The organism is Streptomyces sp. H39-C1 (assembly GCF_027158125.1).
Taxonomy (GTDB): domain Bacteria; phylum Actinomycetota; class Actinomycetes; order Streptomycetales; family Streptomycetaceae; genus Actinacidiphila; species Actinacidiphila fildesensis.
Genome location: NZ_JAPVLS010000106.1, coordinates 16,251 through 29,119 on the forward strand (window position 1 = coordinate 16,251; position 12,869 = coordinate 29,119).

General features: G+C 63.7%; 5 protein-coding genes and 1 pseudogene. 5 read left to right on the forward strand and 1 reads right to left on the reverse strand.

Translation table 11 applies throughout. The features are described from left to right. Positions 1 to 256 precede the first annotated feature (256 nt). A complete protein-coding gene (locus O3W51_RS41140; RefSeq protein ID WP_269288874.1) occupies positions 257 to 547 on the reverse strand; it encodes a hypothetical protein in 291 nt (96 codons plus the stop codon). Between O3W51_RS41140 and O3W51_RS41145 the strand changes: the two genes are divergently transcribed. From O3W51_RS41145 to O3W51_RS48625, 5 genes and pseudogenes are all read left to right on the forward strand, one after another. Beyond that, positions 522 to 9,236 (forward strand): LamG-like jellyroll fold domain-containing protein, encoded by an 8,715-nt coding sequence (locus O3W51_RS41145; RefSeq protein WP_269288875.1) that lies wholly within the window; start codon positions 522 to 524, stop codon positions 9,234 to 9,236. The genes O3W51_RS41140 and O3W51_RS41145 overlap by 26 nt on opposite strands. Before the next feature lie 540 nt (positions 9,237 to 9,776). Beyond that, positions 9,777 to 9,923, forward strand: a complete 147-nt coding sequence (locus O3W51_RS41150) for a hypothetical protein (protein WP_269288876.1) — start codon at positions 9,777 to 9,779, stop codon at positions 9,921 to 9,923. A gap of 404 nt (positions 9,924 to 10,327) precedes the next feature. Then, a pseudogene (locus O3W51_RS41155) lies at positions 10,328 to 10,985 on the forward strand (IS256 family transposase); the annotation flags it as partial. 1,496 nt (positions 10,986 to 12,481) lie between these two features. Next, positions 12,482 to 12,631, forward strand: a complete 150-nt coding sequence (locus O3W51_RS48620; RefSeq protein ID WP_331284135.1) for a hypothetical protein — start codon at positions 12,482 to 12,484, stop codon at positions 12,629 to 12,631. Positions 12,632 to 12,636: 5 nt separating this feature from the next. Continuing rightward, positions 12,637 to 12,765: a hypothetical protein gene (locus tag O3W51_RS48625; protein ID WP_331284136.1), complete on the forward strand. Its 129-nt coding sequence runs from the start codon at positions 12,637 to 12,639 to the stop codon at positions 12,763 to 12,765. The last annotated feature ends 104 nt before the right edge of the window (positions 12,766 to 12,869 follow it).

Below are 12,869 nucleotides of genomic sequence, written 5' to 3' on the forward strand. Positions count from 1 at the left end.
TCCAAAACACTGACGGAACCTTTACCCGCCAGCTGTCGGAGAACGTGAAAAACTACCAAGACGCGTCCGGCAATTGGCAGCCTATCGATACCAGCCTGGTCAAAACGGGCAATGGGCGGTTGCAGGAGAAGGCGAACTCCCTGCAGGTCTCGTTCGCTGGGGCTCCGTCGGCGTCCACGAGTGCTTCCGGACATGCCCGAGCGACCAGCGCCGTATCCCAGAGCGGGGCAACTACGGTCGCGGCGCGCTCTGCCGTTTACACGGCGCCCGCCGGTGCTTCGGCGCTGCCATGGCAGTTCGGCAATGCGGTGCAGGCCGATGCGGTGGCGACGGGCGGAACGCCGGCCGGGCCCCTGGCGACCATGGCCATGTCCTCGTCGCAGTCCGTTTCGTGGTCGCTGTCGGGGGCGAGCGACGTCGCGCCGACGATGTCGGGATCGACTGCGGAGTACGACGGAATCCTGCCGGACACGAATGTGGTCCTGGAGGCGACCGGTGACGGGGTGAAGGAGTCACTGATCTTGTCCTCGGCCGCAGCCCCGACCACGTGGCTGTTCCCCATGTCGCTGACCGGCCTGTCCCTGGTGACTGCCACGGACGGCACGATCGAGCTGGTGGATGGGTCCAGCACGGTCGTCGCGACCCTGCCGAAGGCGTACGCCTACGACGCTTCAGTGGACCCGGTCTCGGGGGAGCGTCACGAGAACTGGGCGATGGACTACTCCGTCACCACGGTCAACGGGACGCCGGCGGTACGGATGTCACTCGACCCGGCCTGGCTGCAGGGATCGGACATCAAGTTTCCGGTGACGGTGGATCCCACAGTGGCGCTGTCGACCGCAGGCCAGACCGACACCACCTATGCGGAGTACCCCTACTCGGAGGACTTCTCCTCCTCGTCAGTGATGAAGATCGGCACGTACGACGCCGGGGCGCACATAGCCGAGTCGCTGATCAAGATCCCGAGCCTGCCGACCAGCAACGGCTACCACATCACTGGCGCTCAGTTCGGCGTGTTCAACATCTGGGCGTCCACCTGCGGCACGAGCACCTCGTACCACGTCTATCCCATCTCCTCTTCGTGGAGCGTCACGGGTAGCAAGTCGTGGTCAAGCCTGCCATCCACCGCGGCAGCGATCGGGACGTGGACCGGCACCCCGCCCTCCAGCGTGTGTTCCAACACCTCCCTGAGCTCATCGACCGGCCAGTGGCAGTACACAACCTTGTCGACCAGCTACTTCCAGAACATTGCGCTGGGCAAGACCCCCAACTACGGGCTTGCCCTGTTCTCTTCGGGGACTGACTCCCAAGGGTGGAAGCAGTTCGACTCCTCCCAGGTCTCGAGCCATGCCCCGTACATCAACATCACCTACGCGCCCAATGTCGCCCCGGACATCAAGCACACGTATCCGGCCTCGGGCTACGCGTCCCCGACGCTCACCCCGGAGCTGCAGGTTCAGGGGGTTGATACCGATGCCTGGCCGAACGCGGCGCTGTCCTACAACTTCGCGGTCTACAACTCCTCCGGGACGCAGGTTGTGTCCTCGGGCTACCAGGCGTCCCCGAACTGGGCGGTGGTGGCGGGGAAGCTGAACTGGTCGGCCTCGTACTACTGGACGGTGTCGGCATTCGACGGCTGGTCGACGAAGACCAGCAGCACCCAGGCATTCTCCACCACCGTGTCCCAACCGCTGATCGCCTCGCGGCTGGCGCAGAACTCCGGGCACGGCTTCGACGAACTGGCCGGCAACTTCACCACCAGCACCACCGACGCCACCGTGGCGACCGTGGGTCCGGCGCTTCAGGTGGACCGGGCCTACAACTCGCTGGACGTACGCACTTCGGGTGCGTTCGGTGCGGGCTGGTCATCGCTGACCGACATGAAGGCCGTCATGGATGACGACGGCACCAAGAACGTCGTCATCACCGACAAGGGCGGCAAGGAGCAGCGTTATGGCTATTCCGCCTCCGGTTACACCCCGCCGATGGGAACCTACGCCACCATGGTCGCCCTGACCGGCGGCGGCTACACCCTCACCGACACATCCGGCACGACCTACACCTTCGGTGCCGCCGGCGGCACCAACATCTGGCTCCTGTCCAAGATCACCACCCATGCGGGTCTGGCGGAGACCCTCAACTACAACGCCGCGCACCAGCTGACCCAGATCCAGAACGCGTCGTCGCGGCGTGCGCTGCACTACACGTGGGCCACCCCATCGGGGGCCGCGCATGCGCATGTGGCCACCGTGGCCACGGATGCCGCCACCTATCAGGACCCCACCAGCGCCGCGTTGTGGACCTACCGGTACACCGGTGACCAGCTCACCTCGGTGTGCCCGCCCGCGCTGTCCGCCTCCAGCACTGCGTCGTCCTCATGCTCCGGCTACAGCTACGTCGCCGGATCGAACTACCCGGCAGCCGCGTTGGACGCCGACCCCCACTCGTACTGGCGGCTGAACGAAGCCGCCGGAAGCACCACGGCTGCCTCATCGGTCCTGGCCAACGAGCAGACCGACGCCAGCACCTACAACGCAGTCACTCTCGGCAGCGCCAGCAGCCCGCTGACCGGATCCACGGCCACCGCTGCCACCTTCAACGGCAGCTCCTCCTACGTCCGGCTGCCGCAGTCCCTGGTTACCGGCCAGACTTATCTGTCGATCTCTCTGTGGTTCAAGACGTCAGTCGACGGTGGTCTGCTGTTCACCGAACAGAACACCGCGCTGGGCACCTCCCCGGCTCCCAGCCAGGCCACCTCGTCCCTGTACGTGGGCACCGACGGCAAACTCCATGGAGGCTTCTACTACGGAGCAATCCAGGGGATCACCTCCACGGCGAAGGTCGACAACAACACCTGGCACCACGCGGTGCTATCGGCAGCCGGCACGACACAGACCCTGTACCTGGACGGAACGGCACAAGGCTCGGTCTCCGGCGCCATCTTGAACCTCGCCCAGTCCTACGCATACCTGGGTGCGGGGTACTCCACCGGGCTCTGGCCCGGACTGCCGGCAGCAGGAACCCGGTACTTCAACGGTTCCATCGCCGACGTCAGCCTCTACGACCGTCAACTCACCGCGACCCAGGTCGCGGGGCTACGTACCACCGGCACTGCGCCGGCGGCCCTGCTGACCGCGAGCACGCTGCCCTCCGGCGACACCAAGGAATCAGTCTCCTACGACACCGCCGCGGAACGCCTGATATCGGTCACCGACCAGGACGGTGGCCTCTACACCCTGGGCAGCCCCACCGTGGCCGGCTCTAGCGCTGTGTTCCACTCCGCCGTCCTGGGCGCGGACCCCGTCGCGTACTGGCAACTGGGAGACGAGAGCGGCGCCACGGACGCAGCCAATGAGGTCAACGGTGGCGATGGAACCTACAACAACGCCACCCTGGGTGACCCGGGACCGTTCGCATCGATGGACTCCACCGCACCGACGGCAGCCACCTTCAACGGCACCGATTCCCACGTGCTGCTACCGCAGGACCTCGGCTCGGCCACCGCAGCGACCGCGGAACTGTGGTTCAAGACCAGCAAGGGCGGCGGGATCCTGCTGGCCGCCCAGTCCGACACTTTGGACAACGGGACCACGGCAGCGATACGGACCCCGCAACTGTGGGTCGGCACCGATGGGAAGCTCCACGGAGGCTTCTGGAGTAACTCCGGCAGCACCCAGTTGGGCAGCACCGCCGCCGTCACCGACGGCAAGTGGCACCACGCGGTGCTCGCCGCCGGCGCCACCTCGCAGGCCCTGTACCTCGACGGAGTCCAGGCCGCGTCCGCCACCGCCGCCAAGGCCCTGTCCCTAGGCGGGGCCAGCGACGTGTACCTCGGCGCCGGCACCACCGGCACGGGCTGGACTGGGCTGCCCGCCAACGTCAACGCCTACTTCACCGGGTCGATCGCGGAAGTCGCGCTGTACCCCAGGCAGCTGTCCGCCGCCCAGGTCACCACCCAGTGGTCCGCGTACAAGGCTTCCTCGGGCACCGTGGCGACCGAGACCGTCAACGTGACCGACCCCGCCCAGCGAAACCTGTCCACCACGTACGACCTGTCCGCCGGCGGGCGGACGCTCTCCAGCACCGACGGCACCGGCGCCAGCACCTCCTACGGCTACGACACCGGTGGGTTCCTGTACACCGTCACCGACCCGAACGGGAACGTGACCACCACCGGTCACGACGTCCGCGGCAACGTGGTGTCACGGACCACCTGCCAGGACAGATCCGAAGCCAAGTGCTCGACGTCCTACTACACCTACTCCCTCAACGGCTCTTCGGTCACTGACCCGCGCAACGACGAGATGCTGACCTCGTCCGATGGCCGCTCGGCCAACTCCACGACCACCACGTACCGGACGTCGTACACCTACGACACCAACGGCAACAAGCTCACCGAGACCACCCCGGCGGTCACCGGTCACTCGGCCGGCCTGACGACGACGAGCACCTACACCACCGCCAGCACAAGCGGCTACGTTCCTGGCACCACCGCCCCCGCCGGACTGCTGCAGTCCACCACCACACCCGGCGGTGCGGCCACGTCCTACCAGTACTACGACAACGGAGACCTGGCGGTCGTTGTCTCTCCGCTCGGGCAGGACATCACCTTCACCTACGACGAGGTCGGCCGGCCCAGGACCAAGACCATCGGCGGCACCCCCTACGTACCGGTCATCCACTACACCTACGACCCCCTGGGCCGGGTCCTCACCACAACCGACCCCGGTGTGACCGACCACATCAACGCCACGACCGTGCACACCAAGTTGACGTCGTACCTGTACGACGTCGACGGCAACACGCTGTCCACCACCGTGTCGGACACCACCGGCGGCGACACCTCCCGCGTCATGAAGAACGACTACAACGATCGCGGGCAGTTGGAACGCACCACCGACCCGATGGACAAGCAGACCCAGAACACCTACGACGCGTACGGAAACCTGTCAACCAAGACAATGCCCCGCGGACAGCACTACAGCTACACCTACGACGCCAACGGGCGCCTGCTGACCACCACGCTCGACAACTACACCGGTTCGTCCGCCACCGCTTCGACTGCGGCCCCCCAGTTGGTGGAGAAGCGTACCTACCAGCCCAATGGGCGACTGGACACCGTCACCAATGCCATCGGGGTGACCCGCACCTACGCCTACTACGACAACGGGCTCACCCAGCAGATCACCGACACCGGCTCCTCGGGCACCACTTACATAAACGAGCAGGACACCTACGACGCGGCCGGGAACCGAATCTCACAGGTCACCAGGAACGGCGCTCTCACCACTCAGCACATCGTCGACGCTGCCAATCGCACCACGGCGGCCAACGTCGACCCCCTCGGCGCCAACCAGGTCACTTACTACTCATATGACGCGGACTCACATGCCCTGACCTCGAACACGACCGATGGTGCGGGCAATCCAGCACAGCAGTGGACCTACACCTACGATCTCGTCGGCAACAAGCTCTCCGCGGCCCAGTACGTCAACCCCACCACGACCCTCACCACGACATGGCACTACGACGCACGCGGCCAGGCCGACCAGATGACCGATCCGCTGCAGAACACCACCCGCTATATCCATGACGAGGTTGGCCAACTCGCCGAGACCGTCGCGCCCTCCGTCACTACCACCTCGCCCACCGACGGCAGCACCACCACCGTGACCCCGATCACCCTCGTCGGCTACAACACCTTCGGTGAGCGCACCGAAACACAGGACGCCCGCGGCAACATCACCGTCACCGCCTACGACGCCAACGGCCGCAAGAGCGCCGCCACACTCCCCTCGTACACACCCGCGGGCTCCACCAGCGCGGTCCACGCCACCACCGCCTGGACGTGGGACGCCGACGGAAACCTCATCCAGCAGGTCGACGCCGCCGGAAATGCCACCGACTACGTCTACGACCAGCTGGCGGACCGCGTCTCACAGACCAATCCGGCGATCAACGCCGCAGGCACCATGACGCGCGGCACCTACACCTACAGCTTCGACCTGGCCGGCAACCAGCTGACCCAGGACACTCCGTACGGTTCCCTCACCCACCAGTCGTACGACGATCTGGGCCGCGCAAAAAGCACCTGGCAGTACGTCTACCTGAACCCGAGCACGACCACCAAGGTGCAGAACACCACCAGCTACAACCCAGCCGGAGACATCGCCTCCACCGCCTCGATCAGCGGTGTGACCGCCTCGTTCACCTACGACCACTTCGGCCAGAAGACGTCCGCCGCCGACACCACGAACGACACCACCCGCTACACCTACGACCTGCACGGCGACATCACCAAAACCGTTCTGCCCGACGGCAGCATCCAGACCGCGACCTACGACGCCGCCGGACGCAAAACCGCAACAGACGACAAGGACAACAACGGCACCGTACTGCGCTCCACCAGCGCCACCTACGACGCCGACGGCAACCTCAAATCCACGAAGAACGCCCTGCAGAGCACCGTGACGTATAACTACGACGCCCTCGGAGAACTGCTCAGCCAAGACGAACTGGTCACCGCCGACCACACGATCACCACCCGCTACGGGTATGACGCAGCCGGCAACAAGACCGCCTACACCAACGGCAAGGGCAGCACCACCTACTACACGTACACGCCCTGGGGACTGCCCGAGACCAAGCAGGTCCCCGCCACGACCGCGTACACGAGCACCAGCGACCGCACCACCATCCAGGTCTACGACGCGCTCGGACACAACGTCAGCACCACACTGCCCGGCGGAATCACCCTCACCAACGCCTACGACGCGCTGGGCGACCTCACCCAGCAGGCCGGCGCCAGCGCAGATGCGCCGACTGCGACCCGCACCTTCCAGTACTCGCTGAACCAGAACCTGGTCTCCGCCTCGGTGGGCTCCACCCAGGAGACCTACAACAGCAACGCCTTGGGTCAACTGCTCGGTGCCAGCGGACAAGCCGGCTCCAGCTCCTTCACCTACAACCCCGACGGCGACCTCCTGACCCGCGTGGACGCATCAGGCACCAGCAGCTACCAGTACGACTCCAACGGGCGGCTGGCGACCGACACCGACGCGGCCACCGGAACCACCCTCACCTACGGGTACAACAGCCTCTCTCAGCCCACCAGCATCGCCATGGGCACCGGCGCGAATTCGCGCGCCTTCGGCTACGACGCTCTGCACCGCCCGACATCCGACAGCCTTGTCGGCCCCACCGGCACGACCATCGCGTCCATCGCCTACGGCTACGACAACGGCGATCAGCTGATCGACAAGACCACCACCGGATTCAACGGCGCCAGTCACAGCACCTACGGCTACGACCAAGCGGGCCGCCTCACCAGCTGGATCAACACTCCCACCAGCACGGGTACCGCCGCGGAGACCAGGTACAGCTATGACGACGACGGCAACCGCCTCACCGCCGGCACCACCAGTTACACCTACGACGCCCGGGACGAACTCATCTCCGACGGTGCAAATAGCTACAGCTACAGCGCCCGCGGCACGCTGTCAGGTAAGACCGTCATCAGCACCAGTTCCACCACGGCAACCACGTTCGACGCGTACGGACAACAGGCCACGGCCGGCGCCACCGGTTACACCTACGACGCCCTAGGCCGCGTCATCACCTCCGGAAACACCACGCTCACCTACTCCGGCCAGGACAACATCGTCGCCTCCGACGGCACTAGCACCTACAGCCGCGGCCCCGACGGAAGCGTCACCGGCCAGAACAGAACCGGCACCGGCGCGACCCTCACCTGGAGTGACGCTCACACCGACGTAGTGGGCCAGTTCACCGCCACCAGCACCGCTCTGACCGGCTCCACCGCCTATGACCCCTGGGGCACCGCTGCCAGCCCATCGACGCTGGCGGGCACCCTCGGCTACCAGGGCGAATACACCGACCCCACAACCGGCCAAGTCAACATGCACGCCCGCTGGTACACCCCTGCAAGCGGTCGCTTCCAGTCCGCTGATACGCAGGAAAATTCTGCCGTCGGAGCATCTGCCAACGCGAACCCCTACGCCTACGGCGTGGGAAGCCCCCTAACCGGAACAGATCCGACGGGCCATGACTGGGACTGGATCGGTATAGCCAAAGATATGGCGACAAGATCGCCATATGGGCTCGCATGGGACGTGTTCTGGGGCGTCTCGTCACCGACCGCCCTGGGCGACGATTCCTGCGAAGCCTTTTACGGGACGGACTGCACCACCGCGTTCGCCCCGGTGGACAACATCGGGTACGGCGATCACCGCTGGTCGCGGCAGACCTCCCCGGCTTATACCTCTACTCATCACGAAGGTCGATACAGCTATCCGAGCGCCCGCCGGACCGGCGGAGGGAACGACTACGGGAGCGGCCACGGTGGCGGATATGATGCCGCTGCGGAAGCGCGGAAGGCAGCAGCCAGGGCCGCCGCCCGGGCGGCGGCCATCCTCGCCAATGCTGTCAAACTCACCGCGGGCATCGGAACGGCAGCCCTCGCGGTTGACTCCGTCGCTGTAGTCGGCGCCGCCCCGGGCGCGGTGATCGGCGTCGGAGCCATCGGAACCGGCGTGAAGAACGCCGCTTTCGCCATCAGCGCCGGGATCACGACCGCAGCAGTATGTATGATCGCGGGCTGTGACCTCCCTAAGAATTCGCTGAATCAGAACTGCACCATCGCCGGTGCGGGATGGACTATCTATCAGGGAACCGATTCTTCGAACGGGAATCGTGCGCAGGGGGTGCTCGCCTGCCTAACTAGTCAGTACCTGGATACTCATGAGGGAAGTTCCACCAATTCCGAAATTCGCCCTCCTGGATACGCCTGGGCACAGAGATATGCCAGATTTCTCAGGGCTATCCCACGTACGGTCGTCAATAACTGCCACCTCCTGGGTAGTCAATTGAGCGGATCAGGTACCAACCTGAAGAATTTGGCCACCTGCGGACGAGACGCCAATGCCTATCCTGAACGAGGCGGCCTGGGCGCGATGGATAACATGCTGCAGTTCGAAGAACGAGTTGCCACCATGATCCGTGGGGGCGAGACGGTGCTGTATTCTGTTCGCCCCGTTTACGATGGGAATCGCGTTGTTCCCGAAGGGTTCGCGATGTCTGCGAAAATTTGGGACAACGCTGGCAACTCTCGAACGGTGAATAGGTACGTTCCGAATCTGATGAATACTCCTGGAGGATGGAAGAATCTAGGCACTGTGCGGGATCCCAGAACCGGGGATGATGTGCCAACCAGGTAAGCATTCTCTATGAGTGTCCGCAAGCGATGCTTTCTGGCGACTGCTACTTCCGCAGGAGCGCTGGTGGTCAGGCATCGCTGCTTGGCAGCCTGTTGGCATGAGAGATGCGCCTTGCGGGGGCTATCATAGATTGAGCCCGGAATTGCGTAAGGTGGTAGAGGAGGAATGGTGCACGCGAAAATCGAGGCGATTGCACATTTGATGGCGGCGCCGAACGGTGGCGGAGACTCCGTAGATTGGAGTCGCGTGAGCGCTGAATTCGGATGGCAACTCCCTGCCGACTACAGAGAATTCGTAGCCGTTTTCGGAATGGGGACGATTGGAGATTCGCTATATATTCTCACTCCGCCTTTCCCGGGGTACCCTTACGCCACCCATCTCTTGACTGACGTCACTTACCCACCTTCCGACGGGCTCCTACGTTGGGGTACAAATGAGGGTGCAGACGACTTCTTCTGGCGATGCACGGTCGCTGACCCTGAGCGGTGGAGTGTGACCGTTCGGACGCGCAACCAGATTGTGCATGATTACGATATGGGGATGGGGGAGTTTCTTCTTCAAGTGATCAGCGGAAACCTCGTTATTCCCCTGACCGCGCGCCTGGAGATCGATCCACCGATGTTTGAGTCATGGCGCGAAGAAGAACGGCGCATGAGCGCGGGCGATGGTTTGGATGGTTTTGAATAGTGGCCACCCTGACTTCTCGGATGAACCGTCGACTGTGGATGTGTACGCGATTCTGCCCACAGTGCGTGCTGCTCGAAAAGCGTGACGTGAGTTCTGAAGTGTCAGCCACCTGGGATCCAGGACGTGTAGCTCGCTGCCGTAAACGGAGAAATAGAGAAGCAGGTCGAAGAGGTGGAACGACGGTTGAACCGCAACTCGGGCAGCGAATGGGGCGACCCGACCGTGGCGGCGCAACCGACAGCCTGGATGGCGTCCCGCTTGATGGTGTAGGCGATCAAGGTGTGGGGGTGCGCGGGCGTATGCCCGGGGCGTACATCCGGTGATGGCCTCTGCGACCTGCTCATAAGGCAGGCCACCGTGCAACTCTCCCTGGTGAACTGCCCGTTCAACCGTGGAGGCGCCCGATGGCCTTGTCCCAGTCTGACCTACCACGCCTGCTGGAGCCACTACGTACGGCGGATGGGGTGGATCTCGTGCGGCATATCGCGGAGCGGATGCTGCAGGAGTTGATCGAGGCCGAGCTCGGTGGCCGGATCGGCGCCCAGTGCCACGAGCACACCGAGGACCGCACCAACTTCCGCAACGGTCACCGCGATAAGACCCTGACCAGCCAGGCCGGCGACCTGGACCTGGCCATCCCCCAAGCTCCGCAGCGGGACCTTCTTCCCCAGCCTGCTGGAACGTCGGCGCCGCATCGACCAGGCCCTCTACGTGGTCATCATGGAGGCATACGTGCACGGCGTCTCCACCCGCGCCGTCGACGACCTGGTCAAGGCACTCGGCGCGGACAGCGGCATCTCCAAGAGTGAAGTCTCACGCATCTGCGGCGACCTGGACGAAGAGCTCAGCATCTTCCGTGACCGGCCGCTGGATCACACTCGCTTTCCCTACATCTATCTCGACGCGACGTACTACAAGGTGCGCGTGAACCACCGGATAGTCTCCCAAGCCATCATCATCGCCACCGGCATCACCGAGGACGGCGGCCGTGAAGTCCTGGGCATCACGGTCGGAGACACCGAGAGCGAGGTGTCCTGGAGCGAATTCCTGCGCTGGCTGCGGGAAGTCTCGGTCGGAACAATATGGTCAACATGGAGAGGCGTGTGAGAGATGTGGCCCGTACCGGGCAGAGCATCTTCTACACTGTGGTTCCACTTTACAAGTCAAGCGCGAACAAGGTCCCCTATCGATTCGTGCTAACGGCGCGGGGATACTATGGGAGCGGAGCAATGGGTCTCAATGCTCCGCTCCCAGTTGACAATATCTACGGACCGGGTGGGGTCAATCTAGATGACGTGATCTATTAGGAGAGTGTGCTGTGGTGAGCCCATACCCGAGCGATGTCCCCAGTAGCCCCCGCATTCGTCAGCTGATGGGCCTTGTCAGGCGACCTGTTGCCGGAGGGAACTCGGTGGACTGGGATCGGGTGTCCATCGAGTACGAACACGGATTTCCTCAAGACTATGTCGAATTTATGGAAGTCTACGGGGAGGGGCTTTTCGATAATTTCCTAGGGGTCCACTCACCCATTCCACAGGCGTATCCTAACGATCTCGATTCAACAGCCCGCGGAATCACGGCCGCTGCGCAATTCACGGGCGAGGAGGAGGATTGCGATGACCCCGATCTATTGATCGGTTGGGGGCTCACTGTGGACTCCGACCTTCTGTGCTGGCGTAATTCCGACCCGGATCCCAATCGGCGGGACACGGTCACCTGGCGTCGTTAATGGGATGCACCAGATTCTTGGATCAATTTCGACTGCGGAATGGTTGAACTGCTCTGTCGCTACAGTGAGAGAAAATTCCCCATTTTTGGGTCTCCGATCCTCAATATCCTGGATCTCGATTCATCAACAGTCGAGATGAAATCGGGTTGCGATCCCTAGCTCTCCGCGCGCGAGCATGAGGGACACAATATCTCGAATGGCCCCCTTTTATCAGGGGCTATACCTGGACGCGATCCCTTACGCGGTATATCCACTGGACCCAGATGGGATGATCCTCTGGGCACTCTCCGCAGAAAGCGACGCTTGTTTTTTGATCCCACAAGAATCAGGCATTTGGAAGATCGGTGTATGGTTTCGACAGTGGGCCTAGTGGGAAGAATTTGATGATTCCGTTCCGAACTGGCTTGGCCGTCAGCTGAATGGGGATCTAGACATTCCGGCACTTCCGCTCAGACGATATGGCGGATTTGTTGCCCTGGACTGAGTAAAAGCGCGACTGAGATGTGCTGTATCGGCTGTACGGGTCACTTGTTGAGTGAACTTGCCCTATTGATCCGAAACGGTAGGGGTTCTGATCGGATCCTCGGCGAGGCCGAGCAGCAGGCGGTCCGCCAGGCCATGCTGGATCCCCGGCCGTGCGACCTGGGCCTTGCGGGCCAGCTGTGGACCCGGGCTGGCGTGCGGGACTTGATCACCAAGCTGTACCGGGTGCGGCCGACCGAGCAGGGTGTGGGCAAGTACCTGCGCAGCTGGGTTTGTCCTTCCGGCGTCCGGACAAGCGGGCCGTCGGACAGGACGCGAAAGGGGCCCGCGTCTGGCGCGAGGAGACATGCCCCGCCATCCGGGCGAAGGCGAAGGTCGAGGGCGCGGCGAGGTGCTCGTCGCCGACCAGAGCGGCGTCCCCTCCGACCAGGTCACCAGCCGCACCTGGGGCGAGAAGGGCCGCACACCGATCGTGCTCCGGAGGGGGAACTGGTGAATGCCATGTCCGCGATCAGCGCGAAGGGCCGGATGCGCTTCATGGTGTTCCCCGAGAGCTTCGACGCCGGCGTGGTGTGCCGCTGCCTGGACCGCCTCGCGGGCCACCTAATACTGCAACCGCATGTGGTGTGACTGTTGGCGGTGTGGCTCGTTGGTCCGACTGTGTGACGAATCGTTGACGGTGGAGCAGGTCGAGTCGTGGTCCGAGGGCGTAGAAGAGTTGCATGCCCGGTTCG

Coding starts and splice junctions, on each gene's coding strand:
- O3W51_RS41150 (WP_269288876.1), top strand. CDS start 9,777: ATGGGGGAGTTTCTTCTTCAAGTGATCAGCGGAAACCTCGTTATTCCC.
- O3W51_RS48625 (WP_331284136.1), top strand. CDS start 12,637: ATGTCCGCGATCAGCGCGAAGGGCCGGATGCGCTTCATGGTGTTCCCC.
- O3W51_RS48620 (WP_331284135.1), top strand. CDS start 12,482: ATGCCCCGCCATCCGGGCGAAGGCGAAGGTCGAGGGCGCGGCGAGGTG.